A 15,653-nucleotide genomic window follows, 5' to 3' on the forward strand; every position below is an offset into this window, starting at 1 on the left:
CTTCGCATGATCCATCCGACCATTCGCCCGGCACTGGTTTTGGGCTGCCTGCTGCTCACCTTCACCGCCGCGGCCGCCCTGCCAGCCGACCCGTCGCCCGCGGACAGCATGCTCGGCTTCACCAGCGATGGCGCGGCACGGCAGCAAAGCCTGGAACGACGCTTCGACGCCCTGCTCGACCCCGCCGACCAGCGCGCGTGGCTGAAGCAGATGTCCTCCGCGCCGAACCAGGTGGGCACGCCGCACGACAAGGCGAACGCCGAGTTCATGCTGGCGCAGTTCCACGAATGGGGCTGGGACGCGCACATCGAGACCTTCGACGTGCTCTATCCCACGCCGAAGAAGGTGGCGCTGGAACTGCTGGGGGCCAAGCCCTACACCGCCAAGCTCAGCGAGCCGGCCGTCCCCGGCGACGCCACCTCGGCGATCCGCGACGGCACGCTGCCGCCGTACAACGTCTACGGCGCCGACGGCGACGTCACCGCGCCGCTGGTCTACGTCAACCACGGCATGCCGGACGACTACAAGGCGCTGGCCCGCCGCGGCATCGACGTGAAGGGCAAGATCGTGATCGTGCGCTACGGCGGCGGCTGGCGCGGACTCAAGCCCAAGCTCGCGCAGGAACACGGCGCGGTGGGCTGCCTGATCTACTCCGATCCGCGCGACGACGGCTATTACCAGGGCGATGCCTACCCGGAAGGCGGCTGGCGCCCGGCCGACGGCGTGCAGCGCGGTTCGGTGGCCGACATGCAGGTCTACCCCGGCGATCCCACCACGCCCGGCTACGGCTCCGTCCCCGGCGCGAAGCATCTCGCGCTGAAGGACGCGAAGACGCTGATGAAGATCCCGGTGCTGCCGATTTCCTACGCCGACGCCACGCCGCTGCTGCAATCGCTGGGCGGCCCGGTGGCGCCGGCCGACTGGCGCGGCGCGCTGCCCTTCACCTACCACATCGGTCCCGGCACCGCGAAGGCGCACCTGGTCGTTGAATCGAACTGGGACCGCAAGCCCGTCTACGACGTGATCGCCATGCTCAAGGGTGTCACCGAGCCGGACCAGTGGATCGTCCGCGGCAACCACCACGACGGCTGGATGTTCGGCGCCTGGGACCCGCTCGCCGGCAACGTGGCGCTGCTGGCCGAAGCCAAGGCCATCGGCACGCTGGTCAAGCAGGGCTGGCGACCGCAGCGCACCCTCGTCTACGCCAGCTGGGACGGTGAGGAACCGGGCCTGCTCGGCTCCACCGAATGGGCCGAGACGCACGCGAAGGAGCTGCAAGCCAAGGCCGTGCTCTACGTCAACTCCGACACCAACGGCCGCGGCTTCCTCGACGCCGGCGGCAGCCATTCGCTGCAGCACCTGGTGAACCAGGTCGCCGCCGGCGTCACCGATCCGGAAACCCACGTCAGCGTGCAGCAACGCCTGCGCGCCCGCATGCTGGTGAACGGCGCGGCCAAAGGCGCGAACGCGGAGGCGAAGGAAGACGCCAAGCTCGCCGCGGCCGGCGGCGACCTGCCGATCGCCGCGCTGGGCTCCGGCTCCGACTACAGCGCCTTCCTCGAACACCTGGGCATCGCCTCGCTGGACCTCGGTTTCAGCGGCGAGGACGACGACGGCGGCGTCTACCACTCGCGCTACGACTCCTTCGACCACTACGTACGCTTCGGCGACCCCACGTTCGAATACGGTGTGGCGCTGTCCAAGGTCGCCGGCCATATCGTGCTGCGCGCCGCCGACGCCCGCGTGCTGCCGCTGCGCTTCGGCGACTTCAGCGCCATGCTGGACCGCTACGTGGACCAGCTGCACAAGCTGGTCGCCGACACCCGCAAGGCCACCACCGAACAGCATCGCCTGCTGGACCAGCACGCGTTCGCGCTGACCAGCGATCCCACCCGCCCGGTCGCGCCACCGGAACGCGACTCCGACGTGCCGGCCATCGACCTCGCACCGCTGGACCAGGCGGCGAAGCAGCTCAAGCAGAGCGCACAAGCCTACGAGGCCGCCTATCAGGCCCGCGCCACCGCCGGCCTCGACCTCGGCGACACCCAGCGCACCGCACTGAACGCGCTGATGGGCCGCATGGAGCAATCGCTCACCAGCCCCGACGGCCTGCCCGGCCGCACCTGGTTCAAGCACATGATCTACGCACCCGGCATGCTCACCGGCTACGGCGTCAAGACCGTGCCCGGCGTGCGCGAGGCGCTGGAGGCGCGGCGGTGGGATGAGGCGGATCGGTATGCCGTGGTTACGGCCAAGGTGCTGGATGGGTATCGGGCCAAGCTCGACGAACTCACGGCGATGCTGAAACAAGCCCGCTGAGTAACACGTAACGACGAAGGTCGGCATTGCCGGCCTTCGTCGTTTGGTAACCCCGGTGCGATTCGAACACGCGACCTACGTCCATGGAGGGCGCGCTCTACCCACCTGAATCACGAGACCAAGATGGCAGCAAATCGAGCAGCGCCAAGGCGTTGGCTCCGGTTCGACGACTCCAGTCTAGGCCGGGGTACGAACCCAAGTAGTGGGTAGATACGAGCGTGATCACGCCACGTCGAATTGCTTATCGCAATTACTTGCGACAAATTGGTAGACTAGCGAGGTGCCGAAGGCTCCGCTGCGTGGGTCGAATGGCAGGGGAACAATTCACTGCAGCCGTCGTCCCGCTACACGAGCTTCCGGCGACTAAGCTCCATCGTTAGCTATCACAGGGGAAGTCATGCATTTCCGTTCAATAAACCTTGCTCTAGGCATCGTACTGCTCAGCGGCTGCGGGATCATGTCCCAGCCCGCTGAAGAGTCTGCAAACGTCGCGAAGCAAGTTACAGCGCTCCGGTCGGAACTAAAGAGCGTCAAAGAGGATTTGACTGAGCTCCAGGCTCAGGTAGCTGTTAATCACTTCTTCACCAACATGGATAGAACCGCACGCCTCACGCCCGGCAGCTCCGGCTACTCCATCCTTCGCACCGATCTGGGGATCTTAACCGTCTCTCTAGACAATATAGAACCCTACGCAAACGGCTCCAAGGTAACTCTCAGCTTCGGCAATCCTCTCGCATCAACGATCAATGGCTTGAAAGCGAACATCGAGTGGGCAAGTATGAACGATAAAGACGAAATGGATGACAAGTCCAAGCACTCAAAAGCTATTACGTTCAACGAATCGCTTAAGCCAGGTTCGTGGACAGCAACTTCTGTTGTTCTTGAGGGCCTTCCCCCTAGCTCTCTGGGAGTCATCAATATTAGCAATGCATCACATACCGGAATTGTCCTGTCCAAGCGATAGATAACAGCTCATCCAAGCGGCCCGCGAAAATCTGCACGCCACTTAAATTCAGCATTAGGCCGCAAATGGTTAGTCTTCGATATAGGGAAAAATTCAACTCTGCTCTCTACGCCTTGGCTGTCAGGGAGGGTGATGTGCGTGAGCGCCTACGTGGCGCGTATAGATACCTCCGCATGCTCCGCGAGGACGAAGTTCCGGCCGAGTGTCGTAAGGAGTGGAATGCCATTCTGAGTACGCTAACTCAACGAGACCCCACCTTCTTCCCTTCTGGTAAAGTTCACAAGAATTCGCTGGAACACACACTCAGCCGCATGCAGAATAGCTCGGGGCGAAAGATCGCAGAGAGAATCTATGCACTTGCTCGTAGCATTGAGTAGGCTGACTCTTGGCCCTGCACTGCGGCGACCTAACAATTCGAGCCAAACCGCTTCGTGGCCCGGATTAATCCTGGCATCAGGACTACTTTGGAGAGTTAAATGCGGCTCGTATTCCTTACCTGCCTTGTCTTAATCAGTACTGGCGCCCTGGCGCAGTCACCAAAAAATACCAAAGCGCTGACTGCGGCCGACTCAGAACTAGCAACCCGATGCACAAAAGCAGCTACTAAAGCAGTCGAAGCAGCGAAACGCTATCCAATGAGCAAAGTCGATCGTGACGAATTCATTCTTGCTGCCGTCAAGGCAATGCGTGCGAATGATCCTGCTGGCGCCTACGTGCCGAGCGAGCGCGAGATATTCGCTGCGAAATTCAGCATGGAGGCAACGCTCGACTCAGGATTTTCGCCAGATGCAAACGGTCAAGACATGGTGGGTCACGCAGCTGCCACATGTGTAATCGTACATTACAAGAATTGGTAGGCCAAACAATTCGTGTATGGACTCCTCGTGCAACTAACCCGAGATGCTGTGACGGTGGATGTCGGGTAGTTGTATCGGTTGCAGTCTTGTATTCGGCCTTGCGGTGAGCGCATGGCGCTCGGACCATCGTGGAATCCGCGAATCGAAAACCTATTGTTCGAAGCAGCCTCGTGAGCCAGAAGTATTATCGGCTTGGTTCGATTCGGGACCGACACATTCGTCATGACACTGTTCGTCGTGGCAACTCGGGAACGACTACTCGGCAGCGCATGCCACGCCGGTGGCGACCGCAGGGCGCACGCTGCAGTGATTGCCGTCGAACGCAGTGTGATGGTGCTTCATTGCACAAGTGCAGACGGCTTCGCCACTGTTTAACTTCAGCGCTACTGCCCCCCAAAAACACCAAAGGCCGGCATTGCCGGCCTTCGTGTATCTGGTGACCCCGGCGCGATTCGAACGCGCGACCTTCCCCTTAGGAGGCAGAATGTCTTTGATTTTCCCCGCTCCTAACCCTTGTTTTGTAAGGGTTTTCTTGAAGGGCGTTTTAACACGGGGCAAATCTGGGGCAAAATCAGCGAGAAGTTGGTGGCCCCGGCAGGGTTCGAACCTGCAACCTCACCCTTAGGAGGGGTGCGCGCTATCCAATTGTGCCACGAGGCCAAAGGCGGAATTATGAAGGACACCACCAGCACCAGCAAGGCAACGAAGAAAGCCCCGAACGTCGAGGAACGCCCTACGCACTACCGCGTCAGGATCGCCCGTAGGGACGCCACAGGCACCCTCCAGAAGTACACGCAAAAGTTTTACTGGGACAGCAACCCCGCCTCAAAGAAGCAAGCCCTCGCGAAAGCCCGAGCCTTCGCCACGAGCGAAATTAGCCACCTGATGACCGAGGGAAAGCCCAGGTCATCCGTGGGCAAGAACCTTACCGTGCGTGACTTGGTGAAGCGCTACGAAGCGGAGGGGCTACCCAAGCTCAAGAACGGCCGTTCTACGGGTTCCATGATTACCGTCATCCTGTCCACTTTTGACGACCCACGCACAGGCCAGCCCGTCGAATATTTCGGGAACATCCTGTCTATGGGAGCCGACAAACTCACAGCAAAAACATTGCTTGGAGACGATGAAACCTCGTTCGTATCCATCTACAAAGCGACACGACCGAACAAGAAGAAAGAGCCAGCGAAAGGCACAATTCGTAAGTATGTGAACGCGTTTGGGAGCGTCTACACCTACGCTATCAATGTTCTTGAAATTGATGTTGAACACCCCCTCAAAGGCAAGCGTAAGCATCACGGCCTTGAAGTCGCCGACTTCCGCGATACGGTTGTGGGTGATACCGACTTTGAAAAGGTTCTTGCTCATTTGAAGAACGGCAAGAAGACCAAAAAGAGAAAAGAAGTTATAGCGGTGGTTCAAATCCTACACGGGGCAGCTTGCCGTCGTGGTGAAATCGTCCACCTTCAAAAACAGAATGTTTTGAAGGAAGAAGGACAGTTCATGAAGTTGATTTTTCCAGATACAAAGAACGGAGAAAAACGCATCATCCCGCTTCAAGAGAAAGAAGAAGGTATCTTGAATGAGATTTTGAAGAATGTTCCAGAGGACAGGGACAACGTGTTTACCATCCAACCCGACAGCGTTACGCAGGCATGGGGAAGAGCAAGGGAAGAACTCAAAAAGAAGTTGAAGGAACCCAAGGCACGCATTCACGACTTACGCCACACCGCTATTTCATACCTTGCGGGTGAAGCCGAAATTCCTATTCAAGACCTCGCAAAAATCACGGGACACAAAGACCTCAACAGCTTGAACCGCTACTATCACAAGACAGCGGAAAGATTGGGGCAACAGGTCAAGGAAGCAGAAGAGAGATTGAAAGCAAAGAACCATAAAGCCTCGTAAGAGGCTTTTCTTTTTAGTGTTGCCCGTACCATGTGAGAACCACTAATCACCACATGAGGGCATCACCAATGAACACACTTGAACAAGAACTTCAAAAGCGCGTGGATATTGTTTCACAGGACTTTGAAGAGTATTACAACATGGAACTACACAAAGCCCACGAACGGATGGGGCAACTTCAAACGCGACTTCATGAAACGCTTGAAAGTCTCAACTACAACCCCGACACCTTTACGTGGGACAGTTCCCACGCTTACGAAGCAACGCAAGAAGGATTGAATAGCCTTATTGCTCGCGAATTCAACCCCGAAGACCACGCCCACGCAAAAGAGGTGTGGAACACATACGAACTCATAGAGCAAATGAACGAGGTCGGTAAGAACCTTGTTAACACAACAATTCCAATCAGCAAGATAAGAGATAAAGAACCATACGACGCTTTAAATACGCACCTCCTCCGCAAGGGGCAGGACAAGACCAGCGCTTCTAACGCCTTTGACCCCGACTTGTGCCATTTCGGTTACTTTTCAATGAAAGACCTTCAAGCCCGTTCAATGGGTATTGAACGACAACGCTTTCAAAGCGCTTTACAGAACTACATCGAGGAGAACAAGAAAGAAGCCATAGCCGTCTATCACGAAGACTTCAAAGACAACGTAAGTATGGCGTTTCAGTTGTACGACGCACAGGCGGAGAGGATGTGGAAAGAAGCAAAGGAAACGGCCAACCCGAAGCGTTCGTTTGAAGCAACGGGCGATTACAAAGGTACTTATGAAGCCTTCGTTCATATCTATTCTTCGCACGCCGTGAGTATGTACGATGACGGCGGTTATAACCGAGGTTTCAAAAACGAGGTTAAAGCAACCATCATAGATAACGCGATGGAGACGGTTAACCCTTTTGCTCAAAGCCTGCCAGTCATCAACTGGAAGAACGAGAAGGAGGCAAAGAACTACGCTAAAGACATGGCAGACCGCGTTTACGAGCAAGCAGCGGGACACGTAGACGAAGCCTTTTTAGACGCCACAGCAGGCATGAGCGAGGGGCTAACAGCACGGCAGAAGGTCGAACAGGCACAGAAGCGCCAGCGTGAAGCAAGGTGGGAGAACAACGAAAAAAGCACCTTGACAGGCGAAGAGGTCTTAAACCAAGGAAGGCAACAGCAAGACCACAGAGAACGAGGACACAGCAACAAGTTCAAGATGTAAACGAAAGTCCAAGAAAAGAAACAAGCCCCGCGAGGGGCTTTCTTTTTGCGTGTGAGTTAAGAATTAAACAAATCCCTTACCATATAACACACAATAACCCACACAACTAACCAAAGGTCTCGAAATGAAAAGAATACAGGATTACATAAACGAACAATTAGCGAACGGGCTTGATTATGAAGCAATCGTCAAGAACACCGCCGACAGCGTAAGACTTATTGGCGAGAAAACGGAAGAGATAGAGGCTTTGAAAGACAGGCTTTCAAGCATTCTTGAAGACTTCGGTTATGACTTCTATCGTCTTATAAAGAAGGTTGAAGAACGAGTAAGCGACCCCACCCGCTCGATTGACTATAAAACAGTGAATAGCAACTATCAAAACGTAAAAACCAGAAGTGAGGCAAGGTTTTTGATGGATGTTATTTCACGAAAACACTAACCATCAAACCATCATGAGGCATTCGCATGGACATAGAACAAGAGAAAGCACAACTAAAAGAAGCCGTCACGGAAATTGAAGCACAGGAGCCAGCTACACGCTGGCTTTTTGTCACCATCGGGGCGGATAACTGCGCTCACGACGAACTAACGCACCGCTTCGGACAGATGGAACGAGCGTGGGACAAATTGGACCTGGAGGCGTTCGACGTCCGTGGATGGCTCAAAGTAACGGAAGTATCCACAAGTTACGCGACCCCAGCGAAGCCCTTACATCCCCACTATCACGCCCTTATGGCCGTTCGCCCTCATTACTTCCAGTGGGGCGCATGGAACAACGGCTTCAAGTGGGCAACAGAGTTCAAGAAGTGTCTTGATGTAGAGATGTGGACGGATGGAGACGCGAGCGAGGTTAGAAGCATGGAACACGTAATAGACTATCTTTTTAAACCGAACGGCTACCCGTACCCGAAAGAAACAACGGCGGGAGGCAATATAAAAGCACTGTTAGAAGAATGAACCCCGAAAGGGGTTTTTCTTTGTTTGTGTGACACACATCACAAATATGAATGTTAGTTGAATAGTGAGGGAAAAAGTGAGGTTAAAAAAGAAATATCCCCTACCATGTAAATATCAAGAAAACAAAGACACTTGATATTCACTATAAATAAGAAAGGTCATCATCATGAACAAAGAAAGCAAAGTTAAGTTTAAAGACATTAAAACAATTGAGGAACTATGGACAAGAATTGAAGGAGATACTGAGAATGGTTTTACTTTAAGTATCGGTGCCCAGCGGAGCCACGGTGGAGACTGGGGAGATTTTTTAAATTCAGAGAAAGAAAATGAAAATCAGGTTCTTGTAGAAGTTTCTTATTGCTGTAATTTTGGAACAAGCACAACGAATATGTATGTAGATAAACCAACAATGAACTAAAAGAAGCATCACCAAAGAAACAAAACACTAATCATCAACTACGAAAAAGGCAATCATCATGAAAAAGAAAATCATCAAACAAGAACAAGTAATCAGCGTCCGTTTTGACTATTTCCACAACGAAAAAACAAAAATCGGGTTCGGGACAAAATCGGTCAACGCAAAAAACGACCTCGGTATTTGGAAGATTTCACAGAAGAAAGGCGACAACTGGGAAGGCATAGGAGAACTTCCGGGCGGTCAAACCGCAGAAGAACTTATCGATTGCGTGAATACTTTCTTCAACGGCAAGAAGTCTTTTATCTTCAATTACAGTTAAAAAGACAGCATCACGAAGACAAGAAAAAGCCCCTTTCGGGGCTTTCTTCGTTTCAGGATTGAGGAATTAACAGCGGTTGAAGTTACAGAATTGACCGAAATCAGGAGACCACGCGGAGCATTGACCCGACACATTACAGGCCCGAACCTTCACTTGAACATTCCAAACTCCGAAGCTGTTTGGGATTTGACAGGTGCTTTGAGGTAGCGCTTTTGTCATGTTAGCGACTTGAGTTGAACCACCAGTGTTAGCCATTCCACCTATTACAGTGTAAGCCGTTCCAATCGGAAGGAAGTAATAACCCGTATTCATTGTGGGCAAGTTTTCAGTAATCACGGAAGAATAGAGACCACTTGCAGGAACATTTTGAACGGTCGCATTGAAGACAGATGCGGGTGGATTGATACCGCAAGTGATACCCATTTGATAAGAAGCGGCGTTTGCGTCGGGCGAAACGACGACATTAACGCCCCACATTGAGTAAAGAACTTTCGGTGAGGAAGGCACAGGATAAGCCGGAGGCGGAGGCGTTACGGTTGCGTTTCCAGTCGCAACGGTCGGAATTTGAGGGGTACTAAATCCCCAATTAACAGAAGTTGAAACGCTTCCTCCGTTCGTTCCACTCAAAGAACCGAGACCTAACGGAGCGGTTCCGTGGCTTTGAAATGTTGAAGTAGTGCTTCCCATTGTCGGCGCTTTTTCAACAGAAGCCAGCGAAACGCTACCTTTCAAGCCGACTGAAACAGGCGCAGAAGTCACGCTATCCGAAGCGCCCGCCACCAATTCAGGCTGTCGAATTGACGCAAAAGCAGACTTAACGCCGTTGCTTTTGAACAGCAAAGACCCGCCAGAGGCGCACGAAACGGAACCCATCGGGGCTAACTTCGCCTTCAATTGCGAGCAAGTTTTGTCGTCAGTCTTGACCGTAACAACGCCGTTTGAAGTGCTACCGTCGTTGAAAGTGTCGCCCGAAAAAGTAGCCGTTCCGCTTATCGCAGAAGTCAAGTTTGCTTTGTGAACTATCAAATCCGCGTCCTTTGTCAGGTCGCTTTGATGATTGACATTGTGAAAATAAACCATCGTTCCCGCTGTCAAGACGGAACCTAAAGCGACAGCAAGGAGGACGGGAGTTAGGGCGAAGCCGTTTGATTTTTTGTTCTTGTTATTCATAGTGAGACCTATTGATTAGTGATTGATGATGATTTCTCCTTCTACTTCAGTGTTGCTTTCTTCACGCATGGTATCCAAACGATGGACGGAAAGAATGGCAACAACGATAAAAAGAGGGAATAGAACCGCCCGCACAGGGAGTGAGAAGACGGGAGAGACGACAACGCCCAGAGCGATAAAGGAGCCGAACCGGACAATGTTTAATGCTTTTTCTTTTGTAATTTTCATGATGATGACCTTCGTTGTTGTTGATGTTAGTCGTTATAAGTGGATTCAATAATTTTGATTTTCGCTTCATGATTGCGCCACTTTCTTACTTGCGCCTCATCAATTGCGTCATCGTGGACAAGAAGAAATTGTTCAATCTTTTCCTCTTCGCCTTCTTGTAAAGACGTAAAACCTTCGATGACATGCGGGTTATCTTTCATGACCTCGTTCAAAAAATAGATTAAATGGTCATAACTGTAATCGTTCCATCCCGCGCTGACTGATATAAAAAATCCGTCCTTAAATGGCGTTGTCGTAATTCTTACGTCTTCCTTTCCGCTTTCGTCATAGATACTTTGTTGTGTTTTCATAAAGGTTTACCTCTTGTAATTTCGTTTTCAATGGAATTAAGGAGCCACAAAAAGATGGCAACCATTGGAAGAAGGAGCAAAAAAAGAACCGTTGCCGTAGCGCCACCGCCTAAAAACTGAGCGACGAACAGAACAAAAAGCAACGCAGACGAACCAAAAAGACAACGCTTGAAGCGTAGGGATTGAGAGAATTTCATGGCGTGTACCCCTTGCGTCCAGTCGATTTCATGACAAGTTTTTGAGACTTTCCCGCTCCCGACTGAGTAAAAAGCGCCTTCTCATACCAAGAATATTTTAAGAAACTATCGTTCAAAACTTTCAAACAAGCGTCAACACAAGTCATCAATTCAAACAATTTCCTGAGCATCAAGTTAACTTCCATTGTGTCTGGAGCGTTAACGAACATCCCGCAACAGTTGTGTAAATCGTCCAAAACATCCTCAAACTTTTGACCTACAGTTTGATTGAACGGTTCTAAATGTCGTGGCGGTTTGTCCTTTTTCGTTGTCTCTTTTCCTTTCAAGAACGCCTCAACTTCGCGTTGATACCAACCGTTTTGGTAATTCCATTGATTGAAAAAGACGGAAAAAGGAGATGTGATCTCTTGAAAATTGATGACGGCTTTAACGCAGTTGCGCAAGTTCAGGTCATCAAATGATAGAAAGAATTCCTCGGTTTGACGCTTTGCGTCTTGATAGTATTCCGTTACAACCGAGTTCAATTCTTCAATGTTGCGAATAGAAAAAGATGGTTCCATAAGGGTGCCTTCATGATGGTTAGTGTTAACCGTCATGGTAAGGCATTTTAAAAATAGTTAACTAAAAACGTACAAGAAAACGCCCTTCGTTCGTTTTCTTGATGCCATAAGCATATAAGAGCGCATAGAGGGATACACGACACGCACCTATCGGGCATATCGTGTTGCGTTTTTAAATGCCTGTGTTTGTAACGTAATTAAAAATCAAAGAAAAACCTTACCATCGTGATAGGCATTTCACTATCACGAGGCAATATCATGAGAACTTGGGTCGATGTAACACCAGAGCAAGAACAGTTTTTAAAGCGGGCAACAGGTCAGTTAGGAGTGAGGCAAGCCCTCCAGGACTACCTCACTCAACAGACCAGCAAGCGCAAGCAACAGAACGCAGCACTTGTGGAAGAAATCCGCGATGACCTCATAAGCGCCATTCAAACCTATTCCACTTTCCCCGACGAAAACGGACATACGGTCAGCGCCGGTTCTTCCGGTATTTTCGTAAAGCGTTTAATCCGCGAAAAGAACAAGTGGAAGAAGCTGGCCGAAGAAGCCGGACACAAAGAGGGGCAACCTGAGGTGTCCCATGTTTAATATTAAAGATGTCAACAGAACAAGATACGCGGAGTACATCCTTTCCGGTTCAGTCCAACCCGAGCAAGACAGAGAACTGAAGTATTGCTTCCATAACGTCTTTATCAATGTGGAGCCAAAAGGACACCACGGACAACCCGAGGTGTCCCATGTTTAAGATTAGAGACATTGATACAGCGGAATACGCGGAGTACATCCTTTCCGACGTTGCCCAACTTGAGAAAGACGGGGCAACAATGAACTACTACTCAAAGAATGACAGCGGAGCCATTCCCTTCGAGAACAGTTTTAGATACGCGGGCAAGGGTTGCGAAGCGTTCGGGCTGTCAGGCGATTACAGTCAGGACAAGAAGCCGTTTATAAACATGTTCAAGGGGCTTCACCCTTTCACAGGTAAACCGTTGGTTCAAAACGTGGGCAAGGAAGACCGCCGCATTGGATTCGATGGAGTGTTCACACCCTCAAAGGCCTTTTCTTTACTTCTCGCTAAGGCGCAGTTAGACGGCAACAAGAAGATGGAAGAAGCGCTTCTAAACATCCACCGCGAAAGCGTGGCCTTCACCCTTGCCAACATTGAGAAGAACTTAACGAGCAGGTCAGGCAAGGGAGGCCGTAAGGTCGAACGCAATGTAAAGATGTTCGTTTTTCAGTGCGACCACTTCGACACACGACCCACCGCAGACGGGTTCGTTAGTCCGAACGTCCACACCCACAACGTCATTCAAAATTACGTGATGTGTGAAGACGGAAAGATTAGAGCGGTTGAAGCGGCAAGCCTCAATAAACAGATTTCCCTTGCGGGTTCCGTTTACGACATGAAGCAAGCGGAGTTGCTACAAGCCGCTGGGTTGGGTCTCACAGTAACAAGCCAGCGTGTAAGCGATGAGTTCGGGGAAACAAAAGACATGACCTTTACGGTCAACGGCGTTTCTCAAACCGTCGCAGACGCTTTCTCAGGACGACACGCGGAGATTAAGGCTTACATGCGGGAGCATGGCGTGGACGGCCAAACAGCGGCCCTTGCCACGAGGAACAACAAGCAAGTAGCCATGAACTACGACGTAGTTCGAGAGACGTGGGCGGAGAAGTTCAAGGAACTTGAAGCGATAGACCCGGACGGTATCAACCTCGAGGCTCACGCGGAAAACGTCCTTGACGCTATCCCGAGCGACGAACATATCATCGACTTAACCCACCGCTTCAAGCACAAGGTGGCAATCAACGAGTTTGATATACGCACAGTAATTAACCAGTGCTACACCGGACACCCGAACGCAGAGGCAGAGGCAGAGGCCACCTTTCAACGCATCATGTCTAACGAAGACTTGCTTTGTGGCTTGAAGCCACTTGATGAAATCCACAACAAGCAATTTTGTTCAATGAAACTTGTTGAAGCAGATCTTGCCATTCGTTCATTCACGAAGAGGAACGAGGCAAGCCGTGAGCACGAGTTGCCACCCGAAGCCATCGAAAAAGAAATTGAGGCATTCGCGGAACAACGTGGTTATAGGCTATCACCCGAACAAGAAAACGCGTTGAGAAAGGCGACAGGTCCGGGTGCCCTTTGCGCCATAGTAGGAAAAGCTGGAACGGGTAAGAGCACAGTACAGGCCACCATATGTGGAGCGTTTGCCGGTCAAAATTTCCAGCTGATAGGCACGAGCGTAAGCAATGCCGCCGCAGAGAACCTCCAGAAAGAAACGGGCATCGTCAGTCACAGCACAGCAAAATTTCTTTATGACTACGACGAAGGCAAATTAAACATCACGCCCAAGACCGTGATTTTTTTTGATGAGGTCGGCATGGCCTCCCTTGAAATCTTCGGACGCTTCGCAGAGATAGCAGAGCGCCACGGAGCAAAGCTCGTGGTAGCAGGGGACCCGAGGCAACTTTCTCCTGTCGGAACGGGCGGAAATGCCCTTAAATGTTTGCTCCAAGCGTTAGACCCAAGCGGGCTGGCGGAACTTGACGACATACGCCGACAGAAGCGAGAGGAAGACAAGAAGCTGGCCGTGGGCTTCTACGACCTCCTTACCCCCGCCGACAGTCAACGCATGTACGGCGACCTCACAGACGCCGGATACATAACAGCGTTCGACACGCAGAAGGCAGCCGTAGCGAAGCTGGCGCAGGACTATGTAGACCACCCAGCACCCGAGGAACAGAAGCTGGTGATGGCTTCCCTTGTGGAGACCGTCGAGGCGTTGAACACCAACATACAGAAGCGCTTGATAGAGAAAGGCACGGTTTCGCCCGACCCCATCAAAACCGTGGGGGCTTACACCTTTCACGCGGGCGATTGCGTGCGGTTCACAAAATCGAAAAAGTTCGGGAAGACCCTCAAAGTCATCAACGGCACGAACGGAACCGTTGTACCGACCACGGACGGAACCCTCCAGGTCCGGCTTGCCACGGGCGAGACCGTAACCGTCCCCGACGACTTTACAGGCGTGGCGCTTCGCTACGCCCGAACCATCCACCGCTCACAGGCTCTTTCCATTGACCATTGCTTCGCCATGATCGATGGCAAGTCAGGCGGAGTTTCAGGCATCAAGAACGCCCTCGGGTTAGTTCAGTTTACGCGTATGAAAGAGACAATCTCTTATTACGGTGAAACGACTTACCTTGAACACTTCAAAAACAATCTTCACATTCGGGACGCCGAAGCTGGAGCCTTCGAACTTCTAGACGACAAATCAAGGAGCAACCTCAAAATCACTAAAATGGTAGAACACATGAACAACATCAAATCAAATAAGAAGACAACCAAAGAAGAATTAAAAGCCGCCTCAGTCGAAAGCGTTACAGAAATGCTTGATAAGGTCGAAGAGCAACACAAGAACGGCGTTACTCTTTCCCAGCATCAAGAAGAAGATATAAAGAATGTTTCACATGTAACACAATTCAATTACTTGAATGACCTCTTCGAGAAATACAACCTCAAAGGTCTTGATACAGGGACAGGCTACGACATTTCATTTAATGAAGCGAAAATTATTCGCGTCAGCGAGAACAAAGACGTAAGCGTTAGCGTTGCTTCCCTTGCCACAAATCATGCTTATGATGTTGTTAGTTCAATGGTCAAGAACAAACACTTTAACAAAACGAAGCCCATCTATATAAGTGTGAACGAAAACATTTCTTCATTCACGCCCGAACTTCAAAAACAAGCCATCGAAAAAATGCTTGATAGCCTCATTGAAAGCGGTATCGACACAAACAAAATCATTATAACGAACGAAGCACACAAGAAGCTGATTGAAGCGGCGAAAGTGAAACGAGCCATGAGCATCACACAAGACCCATTCAATTCAAACGTCCTTACCTTCAACAAGGACGCCATGAACAAGGTGGCGGAGGCACAGAAGAAGCCAGCGGAGCCAGAGGCAGCTCCAGGCCCCACACCACGCCAGAAGGTGGAGCAAGCACAGAAGCGCCAGCGTGAAGCAAGGTGGAACGAACAGAACCATACGCCAGCAACGCCCGTCCAGATGGAAGAGCCAGACGACCCGTTCAATAGAAAGAACTTGAAGAAGAACCAAAAGAGGAAATCTAAACTTTCAATGTAACGGCTATAATATCAGTACCATGATTGATGACCATGGTGTTT

16 protein-coding genes and 1 tRNA gene are annotated in these 15,653 nt (G+C 51.5%); 11 read left to right on the forward strand and 6 right to left on the reverse strand.

Annotated features, from left to right (window positions below; all coding sequences use genetic code 11):
• Nucleotides 1-6 precede the first annotated feature (6 nt).
• From AB7878_RS02250 to AB7878_RS02260, 3 genes are all read left to right on the forward strand, one after another.
• Nucleotides 7-2,319 (forward strand): transferrin receptor-like dimerization domain-containing protein, encoded by a 2,313-nt coding sequence (locus AB7878_RS02250; protein WP_369492795.1) that lies wholly within the window; start codon nt 7-9, stop codon nt 2,317-2,319.
• A gap of 397 nt (nt 2,320-2,716) precedes the next feature.
• Complete coding sequence (locus AB7878_RS02255; RefSeq protein WP_369492796.1) at nt 2,717-3,283, forward strand: DUF3251 domain-containing protein; 567 nt, start codon at nt 2,717-2,719, stop codon at nt 3,281-3,283.
• A gap of 476 nt (nt 3,284-3,759) precedes the next feature.
• Nucleotides 3,760-4,140, forward strand: a complete 381-nt coding sequence (locus tag AB7878_RS02260) for a hypothetical protein (protein WP_369492797.1) — start codon at nt 3,760-3,762, stop codon at nt 4,138-4,140.
• 583 nt (nt 4,141-4,723) lie between these two features.
• Here the strand turns inward: AB7878_RS02260 and AB7878_RS02265 are convergent.
• A tRNA-Arg gene (locus AB7878_RS02265) sits at nt 4,724-4,800 on the reverse strand.
• Between the two features lie 12 nt (nt 4,801-4,812).
• On the opposite strand from AB7878_RS02265, the gene AB7878_RS02270 reads away from it, so the two are divergent.
• From AB7878_RS02270 to AB7878_RS02295, 6 genes are all read left to right on the forward strand, one after another.
• Entirely contained in the window at nt 4,813-6,045 is a 1,233-nt protein-coding gene (locus AB7878_RS02270; protein ID WP_369492798.1) for a tyrosine-type recombinase/integrase, read from the forward strand.
• A gap of 68 nt (nt 6,046-6,113) precedes the next feature.
• Nucleotides 6,114-7,253 (forward strand): hypothetical protein, encoded by a 1,140-nt coding sequence (locus tag AB7878_RS02275; RefSeq protein WP_369492799.1) that lies wholly within the window; start codon nt 6,114-6,116, stop codon nt 7,251-7,253.
• A gap of 124 nt (nt 7,254-7,377) precedes the next feature.
• Nucleotides 7,378-7,692, forward strand: a complete 315-nt coding sequence (locus AB7878_RS02280; RefSeq protein ID WP_369492800.1) for a hypothetical protein — start codon at nt 7,378-7,380, stop codon at nt 7,690-7,692.
• Between the two features lie 26 nt (nt 7,693-7,718).
• A complete protein-coding gene (locus AB7878_RS02285) occupies nt 7,719-8,210 on the forward strand; it encodes a protein rep (protein WP_369492801.1) in 492 nt (163 codons plus the stop codon).
• Between the two features lie 166 nt (nt 8,211-8,376).
• Entirely contained in the window at nt 8,377-8,628 is a 252-nt protein-coding gene (locus AB7878_RS02290) for a hypothetical protein (protein WP_369492802.1), read from the forward strand.
• A 58-nt stretch (nt 8,629-8,686) separates the two neighbouring features.
• Complete coding sequence (locus AB7878_RS02295) at nt 8,687-8,947, forward strand: hypothetical protein (protein WP_369492803.1); 261 nt, start codon at nt 8,687-8,689, stop codon at nt 8,945-8,947.
• 66 nt (nt 8,948-9,013) lie between these two features.
• Here AB7878_RS02295 and AB7878_RS02300 read toward each other — a convergent pair whose 3' ends face one another.
• Genes AB7878_RS02300 through AB7878_RS02320 form a run of 5 tightly spaced genes read right to left on the reverse strand, consistent with a single transcriptional unit; the run spans nt 9,014 to nt 11,488 of the window.
• The gene (locus AB7878_RS02300; protein WP_369492804.1) at nt 9,014-10,117 is read right to left on the reverse strand and encodes a hypothetical protein; all 1,104 of its coding nucleotides are present in this window, start codon (nt 10,115-10,117) and stop codon (nt 9,014-9,016) included.
• A 15-nt stretch (nt 10,118-10,132) separates the two neighbouring features.
• Nucleotides 10,133-10,345, reverse strand: coding sequence for a hypothetical protein (locus tag AB7878_RS02305; protein ID WP_369492805.1), 213 nt, complete (start codon nt 10,343-10,345; stop codon nt 10,133-10,135).
• Between the two features lie 26 nt (nt 10,346-10,371).
• Entirely contained in the window at nt 10,372-10,695 is a 324-nt protein-coding gene (locus tag AB7878_RS02310; RefSeq protein WP_369492806.1) for a hypothetical protein, read from the reverse strand.
• The gene (locus AB7878_RS02315) at nt 10,692-10,892 is read right to left on the reverse strand and encodes a hypothetical protein (RefSeq protein ID WP_369492807.1); all 201 of its coding nucleotides are present in this window, start codon (nt 10,890-10,892) and stop codon (nt 10,692-10,694) included. Before AB7878_RS02315 ends, AB7878_RS02310 begins: the two co-directional genes overlap by 4 nt.
• On the reverse strand, nt 10,889-11,488 hold the full coding sequence (locus tag AB7878_RS02320) for a hypothetical protein (RefSeq protein WP_369492808.1): 600 nt from the start codon (nt 11,486-11,488) through the stop codon (nt 10,889-10,891). The genes AB7878_RS02315 and AB7878_RS02320 overlap by 4 nt, the downstream gene beginning before the upstream one ends.
• A 222-nt stretch (nt 11,489-11,710) precedes the next feature.
• On the opposite strand from AB7878_RS02320, the gene AB7878_RS02325 reads away from it, so the two are divergent.
• Together AB7878_RS02325 and mobF are read left to right on the forward strand one after the other, a co-directional pair.
• Complete coding sequence (locus AB7878_RS02325) at nt 11,711-12,043, forward strand: hypothetical protein (protein WP_369492809.1); 333 nt, start codon at nt 11,711-11,713, stop codon at nt 12,041-12,043.
• 149 nt (nt 12,044-12,192) lie between these two features.
• Nucleotides 12,193-15,612 (forward strand): MobF family relaxase, encoded by a 3,420-nt coding sequence (gene mobF, locus AB7878_RS02330; RefSeq protein WP_369492810.1) that lies wholly within the window; start codon nt 12,193-12,195, stop codon nt 15,610-15,612.
• Nucleotides 15,613-15,653: the final 41 nt, after the last annotated feature.

It is taken from the genome of Rhodanobacter humi (assembly GCF_041107455.1).
Classification (GTDB): domain Bacteria; phylum Pseudomonadota; class Gammaproteobacteria; order Xanthomonadales; family Rhodanobacteraceae; genus Rhodanobacter_A.

What these genes read in the sequence shown, in the direction of transcription:
- AB7878_RS02250 (WP_369492795.1), top strand. Translation starts at nt 7, where the DNA reads ATGATCCATCCGACCATTCGCCCGGCACTGGTTTTGGGCTGCCTGCTG.
- AB7878_RS02255 (WP_369492796.1), top strand. Translation starts at nt 2,717, where the DNA reads ATGCATTTCCGTTCAATAAACCTTGCTCTAGGCATCGTACTGCTCAGC.
- AB7878_RS02260 (WP_369492797.1), top strand. Translation starts at nt 3,760, where the DNA reads ATGCGGCTCGTATTCCTTACCTGCCTTGTCTTAATCAGTACTGGCGCC.
- AB7878_RS02270 (WP_369492798.1), top strand. Translation starts at nt 4,813, where the DNA reads ATGAAGGACACCACCAGCACCAGCAAGGCAACGAAGAAAGCCCCGAAC.
- AB7878_RS02275 (WP_369492799.1), top strand. Translation starts at nt 6,114, where the DNA reads ATGAACACACTTGAACAAGAACTTCAAAAGCGCGTGGATATTGTTTCA.
- AB7878_RS02280 (WP_369492800.1), top strand. Translation starts at nt 7,378, where the DNA reads ATGAAAAGAATACAGGATTACATAAACGAACAATTAGCGAACGGGCTT.
- AB7878_RS02285 (WP_369492801.1), top strand. Translation starts at nt 7,719, where the DNA reads ATGGACATAGAACAAGAGAAAGCACAACTAAAAGAAGCCGTCACGGAA.
- AB7878_RS02290 (WP_369492802.1), top strand. Translation starts at nt 8,377, where the DNA reads ATGAACAAAGAAAGCAAAGTTAAGTTTAAAGACATTAAAACAATTGAG.
- AB7878_RS02295 (WP_369492803.1), top strand. Translation starts at nt 8,687, where the DNA reads ATGAAAAAGAAAATCATCAAACAAGAACAAGTAATCAGCGTCCGTTTT.
- AB7878_RS02300 (WP_369492804.1), bottom strand. Translation starts at nt 10,117, where the DNA reads ATGAATAACAAGAACAAAAAATCAAACGGCTTCGCCCTAACTCCCGTC.
- AB7878_RS02305 (WP_369492805.1), bottom strand. Translation starts at nt 10,345, where the DNA reads ATGAAAATTACAAAAGAAAAAGCATTAAACATTGTCCGGTTCGGCTCC.
- AB7878_RS02310 (WP_369492806.1), bottom strand. Translation starts at nt 10,695, where the DNA reads ATGAAAACACAACAAAGTATCTATGACGAAAGCGGAAAGGAAGACGTA.
- AB7878_RS02315 (WP_369492807.1), bottom strand. Translation starts at nt 10,892, where the DNA reads ATGAAATTCTCTCAATCCCTACGCTTCAAGCGTTGTCTTTTTGGTTCG.
- AB7878_RS02320 (WP_369492808.1), bottom strand. Translation starts at nt 11,488, where the DNA reads ATGACGGTTAACACTAACCATCATGAAGGCACCCTTATGGAACCATCT.
- AB7878_RS02325 (WP_369492809.1), top strand. Translation starts at nt 11,711, where the DNA reads ATGAGAACTTGGGTCGATGTAACACCAGAGCAAGAACAGTTTTTAAAG.
- mobF (WP_369492810.1), top strand. Translation starts at nt 12,193, where the DNA reads ATGTTTAAGATTAGAGACATTGATACAGCGGAATACGCGGAGTACATC.